Consider the following 16,943-nt stretch of genomic DNA (forward strand, 5'->3'; position numbering starts at 1 on the left):
AGCATAACCATGAAAATTACCGAAGGCCTTGTCGCCACCCTGTCCTGGCGCATGACAGACTCGCAAGGCGAGTTGATCGACGAAAACGCCGAAGGCGACGACTTCTATGTCGGCGGCGACGATCTGCTGCCGCGCATGGCCGAGCAGATGCTGGGCATGGGCGTGGGCGACAAGGGCGACATCTATCTGCAGCCCGAAGATGCGTTCGGCGACTACGACGCCGACTTGCTGCTGGTCGAAGACCGCAAGCTGTTTCCCGCCGAACTCGAAGAGGGCATGATGTTCGAGCAACTGCCCGAGGGCTGCTCGCCGGGCGATGCCGATGCCTTCTACACCGTGACCGAAATTCACGACGAAAAGGTGCTGCTCGACGGCAACCATCCGCTGGCAGGTATGGCGCTGCGCATCGAATACACCGTGCTCGACGTGCGCGAAGCCGATCCCGACGAAATCGAGGTGCAGAGCGCGCTGCTCGATTCGGCTGATGCAGGGCTGTTTCTCCCCGGCGAGAAATAAACCTCGCGGTAAACCCCGCCGGTATTCAATTCATTCTCGGTTTTTCTGCTGCGCGCTGGCCGCTTCGCGCGCCAGCCGCGCTTTTTTGCGCGCGCGCCATTCCAGCCGCAGGTGCAAACTCCAACCGAACAGGGTGATGAAATAACCGGCAACGGCCAGAATGAGCGCCAGCAGCGGCACGCCGACGAACAGCGGCGTGCCCAGATTCCAGGCCCAGTGCGCCAGCGCGACGGTCGAATCCCAGAGGTGCAGCCAGTCGAAATCGGGCGGCGCGGTGAGCCTGTGCGCAGCATGCGCGGGGCTGACCAGCACGCCGAGCTTGTAGGCCACGAGGTAGAGCGGCACGATGGTGAGCGGATTGCTGTAGAGCGTCACCACCAGAGCGATGGGAAAGTTGCAGCGCACCATCACAGCCAGAATGCCCGCGGTGAGCATCTGGAACGGGCCAGGAATCAAGCCGCCGATCATGCCCGCCGCCACCGCCAGCGCCACGCTGCGGCGGTTCAGGCTCCACAGCGCCGGGTGCGCAATGTATTTGGCGAAGGGACGCAGCCACGGGCTGCTTTGCATCACCTCGAACTTGCGTACCAGCAGCTTGGCCCAGCGACGCGCCATGTCACAGCCCTATGGGTTTGCGCGGATCAGTGCGCGCCGGTGGAGCCAAAGCCCCCGGCGCCGCGCTCGGTGGCGTCGAAGTGCTCCACCACCTCCCACTGCGCCTGCACCACCGGCACGATGACCATCTGCGCGATGCGTTCCATCGGTTGCACGGTGTAGGCCGCGCTGCCGCGGTTCCAGCAGCTCACCATCAGCGGGCCTTGATAGTCGGAATCGATCAGCCCGACCAGATTGCCCAGCACCACGCCATGCTTGTGTCCCAGGCCGGAGCGCGGCAGCAGCATGGCGCACAGGCCGCAGTCGTCGATGTGCATGGCCAGGCCGGTGGGAATGAGCTCGGCCTGCCCCGGTTGCAGGGTCAGCGGGGCGTCGATGCAGGCGCGCAGATCCATGCCCGCGCTGCCCGGGCTAGCGTAGGCGGGAAGCTGCTCGCGCAGACGGTCATCGAGAAGGCGGACGGCGATGCGGGGATGAGACAAGAGGATTCCTCGGTGGATGAAGCGATTCAATCGCTGGCGGCGGCACACACCGCTCAGAGACCAGCACGTTCAAGCCGGGCCGCGATCTCATTGATGAGCTTGCGCGCCAGCACGAGCTTGTCGCCACTGCCCAGAGGGTGATGACCGGCAGCGTCGAACAGTTCCAGCCGGTTGTCGTCGCGGCCGAAAGTGTCCGGCCCGAGGTTGCCCACCAGCAGCGGCACGTTTTTGCGCTGGCGCTTGGCTGCGGCGTGTTCCGCCAATTTTTCGCTCTCGGCGGCAAAGCCCACGCAGAACGGCGGCTGCGGCAAAGCGGCTACCGTGGCGAGAATGTCCGGGTTGGCCTGCAAGGCAATGGTCGGAGCGCCCTCGCCTTCGCGCTTTTTCTGTTTCTGCGCATGAACCTGTGAAGGCCGCCAGTCGGCCACGGCCGCGGTGGCGATGAACACCTGCGCGGCGTCAACCTGCGCCATCACCGCGTCGAACATCTCCTGCGCGCTGGTCACGTCCACCCGCTGCACGCCATGCGGCGCGGGCAGCGCGGTCGGGCCGCTGACCAGCACCACGCGGGCCCCGGCCTCACGCGCCGCGCGGGCCACGGCGTAGCCCATCTTGCCGCTGGAGCGGTTGGTGAGACCGCGTACTGGGTCGATGGCCTCGAAGGTGGGGCCGGCGGTGACCAGCACGGTGCGGCCTTTGAACAATTTGGGCTGAAACGCGGCGACGATGTCTTGCAACAAATCTTCGGGTTCGACCATGCGGCCTTCGCCGACCTCGCCGCAGGCCTGCTCGCCCGCGGCCGGGCCGCTGATCAGCGCACCGTCTTCGCGCAGCCGGGCGACGTTGCGCTGCGTGGCCGGATGGCCCCACATCTCGCGGTTCATCGCCGGGGCGAACAGCACGGGCTTGTTGGACGCCAGCAGCAGGGTGGAGAGCAGATCGTCCGACAAGCCGCCCGCCGCCTGCGCGAGCACATTCGCCGTGGCTGGCGCGACGACCACGAGATCGGCGGCGCGCGTCAGCTCGATATGCGCCATGCCGTTGCCCACGCGGGTATCCCACAGGTCATCGAAAACCGGCCGACCGGTGAGCGCCTGGAAGGTCGCGGCGCCGACAAAGCGCGCACCCGCAGCCGTCAGTACGACCTGCACCGTCGCCCCCGCCTTGACCAGCAGCCGCGTCAACTCGGCCGCCTTGTAGGCCGCGACTCCGCCGGTGACGCCGAGAACGATGTGTTTGCCCTGCAAGTCCATGGCCACTGCGCGCATTCAGGCGCCGAGACGCTGTTGCAGCAGGCTCATGGCCTGGGCCAGCGCGGCGTCGATCTGCTCGGGCTGAGTACCGCCGGCCATGGCGAAGTCAGGCCGACCGCCACCCTTGCCGCCCACGGCCTGCGCCGCGGCACTAACCAGATCGCCGGCCTTGATCTGACCCACGCGGTCAGCGCTCACTCCTGCGGCGAGCTGCACCTTGTCGCCCTCGGCGCTTGCCAGCAGCACCACGGCCGTCTTGAGTTTGGACTTGATGCGGTCCACCGCTTCGCGCAAGCCCTTGGCGTCCAGCCCGTCCATGCGCGCCAGCAGCACCGAGGTGCCGCCGATGGTGATGGCCTGCGACACCAGGGCGTCGCCCTGGGCGGCGGCCTGCTGCGCCTTGAGCTGGGCCAGGTCTTTTTCGAGCTGGCGCTGCTGCTCTAACAGTTGCTCGACCTTGGCCGCAGACTCCTCGGCCGGCGCCTTCAGGGTGCGCGACAGCCGCGCGACCAGCGCATTCTGCTTCTGCACAAAGGCCAGCGCGTTCAGGCCGGTGATGGCCTCCACCCGGCGGATGCCCGCGGCCACACCGCCTTCGAACACGATCTTGAACAGCCCGATGTCGCCGGTGCGCGCCACGTGGGTGCCGCCACACAGCTCGCGCGAAGTGCCGATGTCGAGCACCCGCACGGTGTCGCCGTACTTCTCGCCGAACAGCATCATCGCGCCCAGCCCCTTGGCCTCGTCGATGGGCATCACGCGGGCTTGCGTTGCGGCATTAGCCAGAATTTCCTCATTCACCAGGCGTTCGACTCGGGCGATCTCGTCGTCGCTCATCGGCGCGTCGTGGGCGAAGTCGAAGCGGGTCTTGTCGGCATCGACCAGCGAACCCTTTTGCTGCACATGATCGCCCAGCACCAGACGCAGCGCCTTGTGCATCAGGTGGGTCACACTGTGGTTGCGCATGACCGCCAGACGGCGCTCGCCGTCCACCTGCGCGGCCACGATTTCGCCCACTTTGAGGCTGCCCGACTCGAGCGTGCCGTGGTGGCCGAACACGTCCGCCTGCAGCTTTTGCGTATCGTGCACGACAAAGCGCAGATCGCAGGAGTCGCCCTCGAACAGCACACCGCTGTCGCCCACCTGCCCGCCGGATTCGGCGTAGAACGGCGTGCGGTCGAGCACGACCACGCCTGGGTCGCCGGCCTGCAAGGTTGGCACCGAAGTGCCATCCTTGTAGAGCGCGACCACGCGCGCCTCCTTCACCAGCAGATGCTCGTAACCGTCGAAGCGGGTCTTGTCGCCGACGTAGTCGAGCGCGGCCTGCATCTTGAACTTGCCCGCTGCACGTGCTTGCTCGCGCTGGCGGGCCATGGCGACGTCGAAAGCGGCTTCATCCACATTCACCCCATGTTCGCGGCACACGTCCTGCGTGAGGTCGAGCGGGAAGCCGAAGGTGTCGTGCAGTTTGAAAGCCAGTTCGCCAGGAACTTTTAGATCATTCCAAGCCCGTTTCAACGACTCGACGCTATTCTCCCCGCGCCTACGTAAATCGTCAGATATCTTTTTGATCATCCCATCAGGAATCACACTCGGGTCATACACCAAGACGCTGTGAGTAAGGGGGAGTAAAGGGCTATGTTCCGAGAAATGGCAGAGAGTGATGCCTTCCCTGAATGGGCTAAAGCCATTCAATCTCCATTTGCGAGAAAACTCCCGGCCAGCTTGTTGGGCATCTAACCCAGCCTCAAGAAGTTGCATTCCTGACCCGACCGTCTCGAAAAACCGAGCCTCTTCCTGTTTCAATACTGCGGAAACCTTATCTTGATTCTCGGCCAGCTCGGGATAGGCCGCCCCCATCTGCTCCACCAGATCGGGCACCAGTTTGTAGAAAAACGGCTGGCGCACGCCCAGCTTGTAGCCGTGGCGGATGGCGCGACGCACGATACGACGCAGCACATAACCGCGCCCTTCGTTGCCCGGAATCACGCCATCGACGATGAGAAAAGCACAGGCGCGGATGTGGTCGGCGATGACCTTGAGCGAGGCATGGCCCAGATCGGCGGTCGCGGTCTCGCGCGCAGCGGCCTTGATGAGCGCCTGAAACAGGTCGATCTCGTAATTGCTGTGCACATGCTGCAGCACCGCGGCAATGCGCTCCAGGCCCATGCCGGTATCCACGCAGGGCTTGGGCAGGGGCTTCTGGCGGAAGACGGCCAGCTTGTAGCCTTCGCCATCCTTGCTCACCAGACCGATGCCGCCCTCGGCCTCGACGGCCTGTTTGCGCGCGGTGGCCTGATGTTCGGTCTCGAAGCGCTCCTCGCCAGCGGCATAGCGCTCGAACTGCATGAACACCAGGTTCCAGATCTCGATGTAACGGTCGCCGTCTTCTTCGGCCGAGCCGGGTGGGCCACCCCAGATCTCGGGGCCGTGGTCGTAGAAAATCTCGCTGCAGGGCCCGCAGGGGCCGGTATCGGCCATCTGCCAGAAGTTGTCTGAGGCGTAGCGGGCGCCCTTGTTGTCGCCAATGCGGATGATGCGCTCGACCGGCACGCCGACTTCCTTGGCCCAGATGTCGTGCGCCTCGTCGTCTTCGGCGTACACCGTCACCCACAGCTTCTCGGCCGGGAGCTTATAGACCGTGGTGAGCAACTCCCAGGCGTAGCGGATGGCTTCGCGCTTGAAGTAGTCGCCGAAGCTGAAGTTGCCCAGCATCTCGAAGAAGGTGTGATGCCGCGCGGTGTAGCCCACGTTCTCCAGATCGTTGTGCTTGCCGCCGGCGCGCACGCAACGCTGCGCCGTGGTGGCGCGCTTGTAGGGACGCTGGTCCTGACCGAGGAACACGTCCTTGAACTGCACCATGCCCGAGTTGGTGAACAGCAGCGTGGGGTCGTTGCCCGGCACGAGCGAGGAAGACGCCACGCGGGTGGAACCCTGCGATTCGTAATAGGCCAGAAATTTTTCGCGGATGTCGGAGACGTTCATGGGGCGGGTAAGTGGCTGTGGCACGGGCGCGGAACTGGCTCTGGCGCACGATCATGCAAAAGGTTAGATTTTAGGGCTTACAACCTGATCCCGTTCACCCCAACCGGAGCTGCCCATGAACCGGCCCGCCAATCCGCTGTCCCTGCTCAAAGACCCCACGCTGTTCAAGACCCAGGCCTATATCGATGGCCAGTGGATCGATTCCGCCCGCCGCTTCGCAGTCACCGACCCAGCCACCAATGCCGAACTGGCGCAGGTGCCCGCGCTGGAGCCCATGCATGCGCAGCTCGCCATCGACGCCGCAGATGCAGCCTGGCCCGCCTGGCGCGCCCTGCCGGCCAAGCAGCGCGCCGCCATCCTGCGCAAGTGGTTCGATCTGCTGGTGGCCAACGCCGACGACCTGGCCCGCCTGATGACCGCCGAACAAGGCAAGCCGCTGGCCGAGGCCAAGGGCGAAGTACTCTACGGCGCCAGCTTCGTGGAATGGTTCGCCGAAGAAGCCAAGCGGGTTTACGGCGAAACCATTCCCAGCCCCGACGCCACCAAGCGCCTGCTCGTCCTCAAGCAGCCCGTCGGCGTCTGCGCCGCGATCACGCCGTGGAATTTCCCCCTGGCCATGATCACCCGCAAGGTCGCGCCCGCACTGGCCGCCGGTTGCCCCGTGGTCATCAAGCCCGCCGAACAGACGCCGCTGACCGCGCTGGCCGCAGCCGAACTGGCCCACCGCGCCGGTATTCCGCGCGGCGTGCTCAACGTGCTCACCGCCGACGCCGAAGGGTCGATCGCCATCGGCAAGCTGCTGTGCGCATCAAAGGTGGTGCGTCATCTGTCGTTCACCGGCTCCACCGAGGTCGGCCGCATCCTCATGGCGCAGTCGGCGCCCAGCATCAAGAAGCTGTCGCTCGAACTCGGCGGCAACGCACCCTTCATCGTGTTCGACGACGCCGATCTCGACTCGGCCATCGAAGGCGCCATGGCGAGCAAGTACCGCAACGCCGGCCAGACCTGCGTCTGCGCCAACCGGCTGTATGTGCAGGACGGCATCTACGACCGATTCGTCGAGCGCTTGGCGCACGCCGTGGGCAGCCTGAAAATCGGCAGCGGCTTCGATGAAGGCGTGAATCTGGGCCCGCTGATCGACGATCAGGCGCTGGCCAAGGTCGAGAAGCACATCAGCGACGCCACCTCCAAGGGCGCGCGCATGGTGGTGGGCGGCAAGCGGGTGGAGACCGGCCCCAATGCCGGACGCTTCTTCCAAGCCACCGTACTGGCCGATGTGACGAGCGACATGCTCTGCGCCAGAGAGGAAACCTTCGGCCCGGTGGCGCCGGTGTTCCGCTTCAAGACCGAGCAGGAGGCCATCGCCGCGGCCAACGCCACCGAATTCGGCCTGGCTGCCTACTTCTTCAGCCGCGACGTCGGTCGCATCTTCCGCGTGGCCGAGGAACTCGAATACGGCATGGTGGGCATCAACACCGGCCTGATGTCCAACGAAGTCGCGCCTTTCGGCGGTGTGAAACAGTCCGGCCTGGGCCGCGAAGGTTCACATCACGGCATTGACGAATATGTCGAAATGAAATATCTCTGCCTGGGTGATTTAAACAAGTAGCGCCCGGCCAGCGCTTCAATCGAGCCCCGCCAGCACCCGCACGTGCTCGGCCACGCTGCGGCCGAGGGCGCTAAGGTTGTAGCCGCCTTCCAGGCAGGAGACGATGCGGCCTTCGCACTGCGCCTCGGCAAAGTCCACCAGTTGGCGGGTGATCCAGGCGTAGTCGGCTTCCACCAGGCCCATCTGACCCATATCGTCTTCGCGGTGGGCGTCGAAGCCGGCGCTGATGAACAGCATCTGCGGCGCAAATGCCCGCAGTCGGGGTAGCCACTGCTCGGTGACGATGTGACGCACCCCGTCGCCCTTGGTGTAGGCCGGAACGGGGACGTTGACCATATTCGGCTGCTCGCCTTCCGCGCCGCTGTAGGGGTAGAAGGGGTGCTGGAAGAAGCTCACCATCAGCACCCGTTCATCGCCCCGGAATATGTCTTCGGTGCCGTTGCCGTGGTGCACATCGAAATCGACGATGGCCACGCGCTCCATCCCGCGCACATCGAGCGCGTGGCGTGCGGCAATGGCGACATTGCCGAGAAAACAGAACCCCATGGCCTGATCGCGGGTGGCATGATGGCCGGGCGGGCGGACGGAGCAAAAGGCGTTGTGCAGATGACCGTCGATGACGGCATCGGTCGCGCTGATGGCCGCACCGGCAGCCCGCAGCGCGGCTTGCCAGGTATGCGGATTCATCATCGTGTCCGCGTCGATCCACTCATGCCCCTGCTCGAAATCACCGCGCTTTTTGAGATCGGCGACATACAGCGCCGAATGCGCGCGCTCAACGTCCTCCAGGCTGGCGGGCGGCGCGTCGTCGTGGCGTTCGAGCCAGGGCGCAATCTGCGCGGCGATCAACCGGTCTTCAATGGCGGCGAGGCGCTGCGGGCATTCGGGATGGTCTGCCCCCATTTCGTGCAGGGTGCAGTCGGCATGGGTGTAGAAGCCGGTCGTCATGGTTCTTGTCTCCTGCGGCATATCCCCAGATTCGGGGCATGCACGTCGTCCTCGTAGCATAGTGCGCTGTCGCCTCCCACTCCGCCGCTCGTGAAAACCCCAGCCCTGCCCAGTCTGCTCGACCAGCTCGAAACCATTATCAAAGGCAAGCGCCCGCAGGTGGAACTCGCCGTGTGCTGCCTCTTGGCCAGCGGTCATTTGCTCATCGAAGATCTGCCCGGGGTGGGCAAGACCACGCTGGCCCATGCCCTGGCCGCCACGCTGGGGCTGCAGTACGCCCGCGCGCAGTTCACCTCCGACCTCATGCCGGGCGATCTGCTGGGCATTTCGGTGTTCGACCGCAACCGCAGCGAGTTCGTGTTTCACCCCGGCCCGGTGTTTTCGCAGGTGCTGCTGGCCGACGAAATCAACCGCGCCGGGCCGAAGGTGCAAAGCGCCCTGCTCGAAGCGATGGAAGAGCGCCAGGTGAGTGTGGACGGACAGACGCGCCGCCTGCCCGAGCCATTTTTCGTCATCGCCACGCAAAACCCGTTCGACCAGCTCGGCACCTATGCCCTGCCCGAGTCGCAGCTCGACCGCTTTCTGCTGTGCATCTCGCTGGGCTACCCCAGCCGCGCCGCCGAGCGCGCCCTGCTCGAAGGCCGCGACCGGCGCGAGCTGATCGCGGAGCTGCAGCCGGTGCTGACCCCCGAGCGCTTGATCGAGCTGCAGCGACAGGCGCAGGCCGTGCATGCCGCTCCCGCCCTGCTCGACTATGTGCAGGAGCTGCTCACGCAGACGCGCAACGGGCGCTGGTTCATCGAGGGGCTCAGCCCGCGCGCCGGTCTGGGCCTGCTGCGCGCTGCCCGGGCCTGGGCGCTGCTGCAGGGCCGCGACTACCTCATTCCCGACGACGTGCAGCAAGTCCTGCCATTCGTTGCCGGGCACCGCTTGCGCACCCTCGACAGCCCCACGGTCAACCGCGCCGCCTCGTTGCAGGCAGTGCAATCGCTGCTGGAACACGTCCCGGTGTAACAAGGCCCGAAGGCCCGCGCGCCAAGCAGTGATCATGCCACCCTCCGCCGATACCGCCCTGCCTCAGCCCGCCGCGTCGAACACCCTGCGCGACGCCTTCGCGCAGCGCTTCGATGCCTGGGCGCTAGTGTAGTGTTTGATTCTTGAGTGAACTTAATTGAGTTGCTTGTCTCCAATGTTTTACTACGGTTTGCATTGGAGAGAGCAAGTGCGCGTTGCCCCGGCGATTGAATTGACCACCGAGCAGGAAAGCGAGCTGACGCGGCTGGCGCGTTCCAAGCGCACCAGCGTGCGACTGGCGCAGCGCGCGCGCATCGTGCTGCTGGCCGCCAAGGGCGTTCAGAACAAGGAGATCGCCGAGCAGCTTGGTATCGGTCGCGTGCAGGTCGCGCGCTGGCGCGAGCGCTATCTGCAAGCGGGGCTGCAAGGCATCGAGCGCGACCTGCCACGTGGCGCGCCGCCGGTCAAGGTGGACGCAGCCAAGCTGGTGGAGCTGACCACGCAAAGCACGCCCGAGACCGCCACGCACTGGAGCACACGCAAGATGGGTGAGGTTCTGGGCGTCAGTGCGAGCACTGTCATGCGGCATTGGCAGGCGCACGGTCTGAAGCCTCATATCGTGCGTGGCTTCAAGGTCTCGCGCGATCCGAAATTCGTCGAGAAGCTCGAAGACATCGTGGGGCTGTACATGTCCCCGCCCGAGCATGCGCTGGTGCTGTGCTGTGACGAGAAGAGCCAGGTCCAGGCGCTGGACCGCACGCAGCCGGGCTTGCCCATGAAGAGGGGCCGTGCGGCCACCATGACGCACGACTACAAGCGCAATGGCACGACCACGCTGTTTGCCGCACTCAACGTGCTTGACGGCCAGGTCATCGGCCAGTGCCAGCAGCACCATACCCACGTTGAATGGTTGAAGTTCTTGCGCCAGATCGACCGCGAGACGCCCAAGGACAAGACGCTGCATCTGATCGCCGACAACTACGCCACACACAAGCACCCGGCTGTGCAGGAGTGGCTGGCCAAGCACCCCAGGTTCAACATGCACTTCACGCCCACCTCTGCGTCGTGGCTGAACATGGTCGAGAGATTCTTCCGCGACATCACCACCGAGCGGCTGCGCCGCGGGGTGTTCACCAGCGTGCCCGAACTCGTGGCTGCCATCGACGAATACGTCGCACATCACAACGTCAACCCCAAGCCGTTCATCTGGACCAAGAGCGCTCGCGACATCCTGCAGAAGGTCATTCGCGCGAATAGACGCTTAAGTTCCAAACAGAATGGAACACTACACTAGCGCGCCATCCGGCCGGCGGCAGCACGCGGCTGACCCACCGCAACGTCTACATCCTGCCCACCCGCACCGGCTGGTTTTTCGCCCTGCTGCTGCTGGTCTTGCTGGTGCTGAGCATCAACTACCAGCTCAATCTCGGCTATCTGCTCACCTTCCTGCTGGCGGGCAGCGCGATGATGGCCATGCATGTCACCCACAACAATCTTCGCGGCTTGCAGCTCACCGCGCGGCCGCCCGAAGGCCTGCTGCACCAGGGCCAGAGCGCCCGTCTCGGCCTGCTGCTGCAAGGCGGCGCACGCGACCGCTGGGGGCTGGCCCTGCGCCCGGCAGGCACCCAAGCTACGCCGCCCGCGCCCCAGAAGAAGGCCCGCCGCAAGGCGTCCAGCCCGCCCTACCCCTGGGCCTACGCCGACTGCGCCCGCAACAGTGAAACCGCCCTCACCCTGAGCTGGACGCCGCCGCGCCGCGGCCTGCTGGCCTGGCCCCTGCTCACCGTCGAAAGCTATTACCCGCTGGGCGTCTGGACGGCCTGGAGCCGCTGGCAGCCGCAGATCGAACTGCTCGTGCTGCCCGCCGCCGAGCATCCCGCCCCGCCCCTGCCGCCCGCCCGCCCCACGCCAGGCAACGGCCCGGCGCTTGCGCGCGGCGGCGGCGAAACCGATGGCGTGCGCGCCTACCGCACCGGCGATTCGCTACGGCATGTGCTGTGGAAAAAATTCGCCCGCAGCGACGAACTCATCAGCCGCGACACCGCCCAGCCCCAGGCCTGCGCCGAACTCTGGCTCGACTTCGCCACGCTGCCCGCGCAGCTCGATATCGAAGCCCGGCTGTCGCGGCTGTGCGCCTGGGTGCTGGCGGCCGACCGCACCGGCACGCCCTACGGCCTGCAGCTCGGCGGCCAGCAAATCAGGCCAGCCACCGGCGCCGCGCACCGAGCCGCCTGCCTGCGCCTGCTCGCGCTGCATCCCGGCCCCCTGTTGCAGCCCCGTTCGGGCGCCGCCCCGCGAGCCAAGTCGTGATGCAGTCCAACCCCAGCCAGACGCTGCTGGCCCGCTGGACCCACCGCACCAACGCCCTGCCGCGCGATGCGCGCGACACCTTGTTTCTGCTCGGCGTGTCGCTGCTGCTGATGCTGCCGCTGTTCGTCCATCTGCCTTGGTGGACGAGCGCGCTGGTGCTCGGCCTGCTGGCCTGGCGTGCGGCGCTGGCCTGGCGCAGTGCGCCGCTGCCCCGGCGCGGCGTGCTGGTGCTCATTTTGCTGTTCTCCGTCGTCATCACCCTGTGGGATTTCCACACCGTACTCGGGCGCGATGCCGGAGTCGCGCTGCTGTGCGTGCTGCTCGGCCTCAAGACCCTGGAGATGCGCTCGCGCCGCGATGCCCATGTGCTGTTCTTCCTCGGTTTTTTCACCATCGCGGCCAACTTTCTGTTCTCGCAATCGCTGGGCACCGCCCTGGTCATGGTGCTGGCCACCTGGGGCATGCTGGCCGCGCTGGTCAACGCCAATCTGCCCGCCGGGCGGCCGCCGCTGCGGCAGTCGCTGCTCACCGCGCTCAAGATGATGGCGCTGGGCGCGCCCGCGATGGTCGTGCTGTTCATGGTGTTTCCGCGCCTGAGCGCGCCGCTGTGGGCCTTGCCGCAAAGCGGCGCGCAGGCCATCACCGGGCTGTCGGCCAGTATGTCACCGGGGCAGATCGCCGAGCTGGCGCGAGACGACTCGGTCGCCTTCCGCGTGGTGTTCCACGGCCAGCGGCCGCCCGACCGCGAGCTTTACTGGCGCGGCCCGGTGCTGAGCGTGTTCGACAACGGCGTGTGGCTGCCCGACCCGCGCCAGCGCGACCGCGCCACCCTCAGCCCGCCCGCCGATCTGCACCTGAGCGGCCCACCCGTGCGCTACACCGTCACCCTGCAGCCCACGCAGCAGACCTTCGTCTTCGCGCTCGACGCCCCGGCGGCCGCGCCCGAGATCGAGGGATATCGGGTGCAGTGGCTGCCCGACCTGCAACTGGTCACCGGGCGGCCGCTCGACCATCTCTCGCGCTACACCGTCGAGTCGTCACCGCAGTTTCGCTACGGCCCCACGCAATTCAGCCCCGCCCTGCGTGCCGACGAAGCCCTGCCTGCGGGCTTCGATCCGCGCAGCGTGGCGCTGGGAAGGCAACTCGCCGCGCAAGCCAAGGCGGCCGGACAGGGCGGCGCCTTCGTCGCGCAAGCCCTGCTGCAGATGTTTCGCAACCAACCCTTCCGCTACACCCTCAACCCCGGCACCTACGGCCGGCGCGACGGCGTGGACCAATTTCTGTTCGACCGCCGCGCCGGTTTTTGCGAACACTACGCGCAGGCGTTCGTCGTGGTGATGCGGGCCGCAGGCATTCCCGCGCGCATCGTCACCGGCTACCAGGGCGGCCGCTTCAACCCGGTAGACGACACCTGGGTGGTGCGCCAAAGCGACGCCCACGCCTGGGCCGAATACTGGCTGCCCGAACGCGGCTGGGTGCGCGCCGACCCCACCGCCGCCGTTGACCCGGCGCGCATCGACCGCAGCGGCGCCACCCTGGCCGCGCGCGAGCCCCTGTTGGGCGTGGCCGCGCTCGGCCCGCGCGACGCCGCGCTGCTGCTGCAACTGCGCAACCAATGGGACGCGCTCAACAACACCTGGAACCAGTGGGTGCTGCACTACGGCAGCCAGCGCCAGCTCGACCTGCTGAACAAGCTCGGCCTGCACCAACCCGACATGGCCACCCTGGCCGCGCTGGCCATCGCCACCCTGCTGGTGGCCACCGCCATCGGCGGCGCGTTTCTGGCGCTGGAGCGCCGCAGGCACGACGCTTGGACGCAGACCTACGCCCTGCTGCGCGGCAAGCTGGAGCAGGTCGGCATCGACAGTGAACCCTCTACCCCGCCGCGCACTCTGGCGGGCCGCATCGACCCTGCCCGACTGGGCGCTGACAGCCTCCCGCCCCAATCCGCGCACGCCGCCATTGCGCTCCTGCTGCAACTCGAACGCTGGCGCTACGCCCCGCCAGTTGATGCCCGCCAGCGCAAAACGCAATGGGCCGCGCTGCGGCAGGCCGTGCGCCGCTGGCGCTGATGCGCGTGCGACAAACATCAAAAAAGCCCGTCATCGACGGGCTATTTTAGACGGTGCGACGACAGATTCAGGCAAACGAACCAAGCAAACGAATCAGGCAAATTCCGCCAGCGACTTGCGCATTTTTTTCATCGCCGCCACCTCGATCTGGCGGATGCGTTCGGCCGACACGCCGTATTCGGCGGCCAGTTCGTGCAGGGTCTTGCCGCCGCTGCCGTCATCATTCACCTGCAGCCAGCGCTGCTCGACAATGGCGCGGCTGCGGGCGTCGAGCAGTTCCAGCGCGTTTTCCAGCCCTTCGACCTGCAGCCGGTCGTGGCTGCGCGCTTCGAGCACGGCCATCGGCTCCTGCGTGTTGTCGGCCAGATAGGAAATGGGCGCGTAGCTCTCTTCGCCATCTTCCACCGTGGGATCGAGCGCGATGTCGGCGCCGCCCATGCGGCTTTCCATCTCGATCACGTCTTCGCGCTTGACGTTAAGCGCCTGCGCCATGTCGTCGATCTGCGCCTCGTTCATGCCGGCGTTGGCCGTTTTCATCGAGCGCAGATTGAAAAACAGCTTGCGCTGCGATTTGGTCGTGGCCACTTTCACCAACCGCCAGTTGCGCAGGATGTATTCGTGAATTTCGGCCTTGATCCAGTGCAGGGCGTAACTCACCAGCCGCACGCCATGCGCCGGGTCGAAACGCTTGACCGCCTTCATCAAGCCGATATTGCCTTCTTGAATGAGGTCGGCATGCGGCAGGCCGTAGCCCAGATATTGCCGTGCGGTGGAAACCACCAGCCGCAGGTGCGACAGCACCAGTTTGCCCGCCGCGTCTTTGTCCCCCTGCTCGCGCCAGGTGCGAGCCAGCCGCGCCTCTTCTTCCGCGCTGAGCATGGGCAGGCGGTTGACGGCGCTGATGTAGGCGTCCAGATTGCCCAGACTGGGCAAGGCGAGCGGAAACGCGCCATCGACCTGGGCCGGGCGCAGAACGATTGCGGCTGACTGAGTGTGGGTCATGGATGGAATCCTCCTGTTTGTGTTTGATATTAGCACTCACAGTGAGAGAGTGCTAAAGACCAATAGTTCCCTGCCGGGCCGGGGCGAAAACCCATTTTCCGCACGTTCTATGGGGGGTTTGATGACGGCAGTGTGCCTGCGAATTCTTAGGTTAGACTTTGCTGCATGTCTCGCTTGCTGCGTCCCATTCTGGTCTTGCTGCTCGTCTTGCTGCCTCTGCGCGGCTGGGCGCAGGTCAGCATGAATTTGGGCGACGGAGTGCAAACCCCGGCCCAGACCACGGCGCAGGCGCAGGCGCAGGCGCATGAGATGACCTCAAATGACATGGCCTCAATGGCGGATCTGCACTCGCTGGCGGCAGATCAAGACACGTCGGAAGCCATGCCGGGCTGCCACGTCGACGCCAACACCCCAGCCGATTGCGGCTCTCACGATCACCAGCATTGCGTGATCTGCCATCTGGCTGTGGCTCAGCCCCCGGCCTTCACCCTGCTGCTGACCGACGCCGCGCAGCACTCGTGCCCCTCCGCCGCCAACACCGCGTGGCACAGCGCCGATCTGCGCACCCTGCAGCGTCCTCCCAGAGCCTGAACCCCGTTTGAGTCCCGGTTGCAGCGCGGGTCGCCAGACTTGCGCTGCGCATCGTGTCGCCGCGCGCTGTCGCGGCTCGAATGAGGTGTCAATTCATGTGGAACCCACCCAGACCGCAGGTGCGCCTGCGGGCGCTGCGGCTCGCCCCCCTGGCCGCAGCCGCGCTTCTGGCAGCCTGCGCGCCCTTGCAAACCCGGCAGTCGCTACAGGCCGTCAATGTCATTACCCTGCCCCACACCGGCACGCCGCTGCACTTGCTGCGCGACCCCGCGCAGCAGCAAGACGCGCAAGCCCAGATCGACGCGCTGCTGTCCAAACCCCTGTCTGCCGATGACGCCGTGCGCATCGCGCTGCTCGGCAGCCCCGCATTGCAGGGGCTGATCGCGCAGACGCAGGCCGACTCGGCCGACTCCACGCAAAGCGCCCGGTTGACCAACCCGGTTTTCGGCTTCGAGCGCCTGCTCATCGGTGGCGGGGTGGAAATCACCCGTAGTCTCAGCTTCGGTCTGCTCGATCTGCTCACCTTGCCCACGCGTTCGCGCCTGAACGACACGCAGCAGACGCAACTTCGGCTCAGCCTCGCCCGCGCGGTGCTGCGCACGGCGGCGCAGGCGCGGCTGAGTTGGGTTCGCGCCGTGGCGGCACAGCAAACTGCCGCCTACGACCGCGATGTGGTGGAAGCGGCCAAGGCCACCGCCATTCTGGCTGACCGCATGCGGCAGGCAGGCAACTTCACCAAGCTCGACGCGGCGCAGCAAGGCCTGTTCGCCGCCGACAGCCAGCTACGCCTGAGCCGCGCCGAACTGGCCGCCACGCAAAGCCGCGAAGCGCTGGTGCAGGCGCTGGGGTTGTCGGCAGAACAAGCCGCCCGCCTCGCTTTGCCGACGCAACTGCCGGAGGTGCCGAAGCAGCCGAGCGCAGCCGCGCCGATGGCGCTGCAAACCGCGCTCGACCAGCGTCTGGACGTGCAGCTCGCCCGCGCCGACTACACGGCCACCGCGCAAGCTGCAGGGCTGGCGCGCGCTACCAGCCTGATCGAGCATGTCGAACTCGGCGGCGTGCGCAAGACCTATAGCGACGCGCCGCCGCAAAACGGCTTCGACCTCAGCCTGCCGCTGCCGCTGTTCGATCTGGGCGACGCCCGCCGCAGCGCCGCCGCCGACCGCGTGCTCGCGGCGCGCAACCGCGCCATCGCCACCGCGCGCCGCGCCGCCTCGCAACTGCGCGAGGCCGACGCCCTGCGCGGCAGCGCCTGGCAACAGCAGCGCCTCAGCCGCGAGCAGATCGTGCCCCTGGCGCTGACCGTGCTCGATGAGAGCCAGCTTCGCTACAACGGCATGCTCATCGGCACCTTTCAGCTCGTCGCCGCCGCGCAGACGCAGGTGCAGGCGGTGCGAGAGGCCATCTCCGCGCAGCGCAATTACTGGCTGGCCGACGCCGCCTGGCAAGCCGCCCAGCTTGGCGTGGACGCAGGCCCGGGCGCCCTGCCCGACTCCACTTCTTCCAACGCCGCCCCGGCCGTCTCCAGCCACTGACCCACAGGACT

14 protein-coding genes are annotated in these 16,943 nt (G+C 66.4%); 8 read left to right on the top strand and 6 right to left on the bottom strand.

Going from position 1 to position 16,943, the window contains the following annotated elements; all coding sequences use genetic code 11:
• Window positions 1-9: 9 nt before the first annotated feature.
• Window positions 10-516: a peptidylprolyl isomerase gene (locus BIO17B3_RS05015; RefSeq protein WP_156053268.1), complete on the top strand. Its 507-nt coding sequence runs from the start codon at window positions 10-12 to the stop codon at window positions 514-516.
• Between the two features lie 30 nt (window positions 517-546).
• On the opposite strand, the gene BIO17B3_RS05020 is transcribed toward BIO17B3_RS05015, so the two are convergent.
• The 4 genes from BIO17B3_RS05020 to alaS are packed head-to-tail and all read right to left on the bottom strand — an operon-like array spanning window position 547 to window position 5,851.
• Window positions 547-1,131 (bottom strand): DUF2062 domain-containing protein, encoded by a 585-nt coding sequence (locus tag BIO17B3_RS05020; protein WP_156053269.1) that lies wholly within the window; start codon window positions 1,129-1,131, stop codon window positions 547-549.
• 26 nt (window positions 1,132-1,157) lie between these two features.
• Window positions 1,158-1,613 carry a dUTP diphosphatase gene (gene dut, locus BIO17B3_RS05025; RefSeq protein ID WP_156053270.1) on the bottom strand — a complete coding sequence of 152 codons (456 nt, stop codon included), beginning with the start codon at window positions 1,611-1,613 and terminating at the stop codon, window positions 1,158-1,160.
• Between the two features lie 53 nt (window positions 1,614-1,666).
• Window positions 1,667-2,866 (bottom strand): bifunctional phosphopantothenoylcysteine decarboxylase/phosphopantothenate--cysteine ligase CoaBC, encoded by a 1,200-nt coding sequence (coaBC, locus tag BIO17B3_RS05030; RefSeq protein WP_156055231.1) that lies wholly within the window; start codon window positions 2,864-2,866, stop codon window positions 1,667-1,669.
• Window positions 2,867-2,881: 15 nt separating this feature from the next.
• A complete protein-coding gene (gene alaS / locus BIO17B3_RS05035; RefSeq protein ID WP_156053271.1) occupies window positions 2,882-5,851 on the bottom strand; it encodes an alanine--tRNA ligase in 2,970 nt (989 codons plus the stop codon).
• 115 nt (window positions 5,852-5,966) lie between these two features.
• Here alaS and BIO17B3_RS05040 point away from each other — a divergent pair, with 115 nt between their 5' ends.
• Window positions 5,967-7,460: an NAD-dependent succinate-semialdehyde dehydrogenase gene (locus BIO17B3_RS05040; protein WP_156053272.1), complete on the top strand. Its 1,494-nt coding sequence runs from the start codon at window positions 5,967-5,969 to the stop codon at window positions 7,458-7,460.
• Window positions 7,461-7,475: 15 nt separating this feature from the next.
• Here the strand turns inward: BIO17B3_RS05040 and BIO17B3_RS05045 are convergent, their stop codons facing one another.
• Complete coding sequence (locus BIO17B3_RS05045) at window positions 7,476-8,408, bottom strand: histone deacetylase family protein (protein ID WP_156053273.1); 933 nt, start codon at window positions 8,406-8,408, stop codon at window positions 7,476-7,478.
• Between the two features lie 90 nt (window positions 8,409-8,498).
• On the opposite strand from BIO17B3_RS05045, the gene BIO17B3_RS05050 reads away from it, so the two are divergent.
• From BIO17B3_RS05050 to BIO17B3_RS05065, 4 genes are all read left to right on the top strand, one after another.
• Complete coding sequence (locus BIO17B3_RS05050; protein ID WP_013105060.1) at window positions 8,499-9,422, top strand: MoxR family ATPase; 924 nt, start codon at window positions 8,499-8,501, stop codon at window positions 9,420-9,422.
• 208 nt (window positions 9,423-9,630) lie between these two features.
• Entirely contained in the window at window positions 9,631-10,716 is a 1,086-nt protein-coding gene (locus BIO17B3_RS05055) for an IS630 family transposase (RefSeq protein WP_370512643.1), read from the top strand.
• A 104-nt stretch (window positions 10,717-10,820) separates the two neighbouring features.
• Complete coding sequence (locus BIO17B3_RS05060; RefSeq protein WP_232054356.1) at window positions 10,821-11,732, top strand: DUF58 domain-containing protein; 912 nt, start codon at window positions 10,821-10,823, stop codon at window positions 11,730-11,732.
• Window positions 11,732-13,804 (top strand): DUF3488 and transglutaminase-like domain-containing protein, encoded by a 2,073-nt coding sequence (locus BIO17B3_RS05065; protein ID WP_156053274.1) that lies wholly within the window; start codon window positions 11,732-11,734, stop codon window positions 13,802-13,804. Before BIO17B3_RS05060 ends, BIO17B3_RS05065 begins: the two co-directional genes overlap by 1 nt.
• 93 nt (window positions 13,805-13,897) lie before the next feature.
• Here the strand turns inward: BIO17B3_RS05065 and rpoH are convergent, their stop codons facing one another.
• Window positions 13,898-14,806 (bottom strand): RNA polymerase sigma factor RpoH, encoded by a 909-nt coding sequence (gene rpoH, locus BIO17B3_RS05070; protein WP_013105057.1) that lies wholly within the window; start codon window positions 14,804-14,806, stop codon window positions 13,898-13,900.
• 165 nt (window positions 14,807-14,971) lie between these two features.
• On the opposite strand from rpoH, the gene BIO17B3_RS05075 reads away from it, so the two are divergent.
• A complete protein-coding gene (locus BIO17B3_RS05075) occupies window positions 14,972-15,397 on the top strand; it encodes a hypothetical protein (RefSeq protein ID WP_156053275.1) in 426 nt (141 codons plus the stop codon).
• A 95-nt stretch (window positions 15,398-15,492) separates the two neighbouring features.
• Window positions 15,493-16,932 carry a TolC family protein gene (locus BIO17B3_RS05080; protein ID WP_156053276.1) on the top strand — a complete coding sequence of 480 codons (1,440 nt, stop codon included), beginning with the start codon at window positions 15,493-15,495 and terminating at the stop codon, window positions 16,930-16,932.
• Window positions 16,933-16,943 lie beyond the last annotated feature (11 nt).

Origin of the sequence: Thiomonas sp. OC7 (assembly GCF_900634595.1) — a bacterium.
Taxonomy (GTDB): domain Bacteria; phylum Pseudomonadota; class Gammaproteobacteria; order Burkholderiales; family Burkholderiaceae_C; genus Thiomonas; species Thiomonas arsenitoxydans.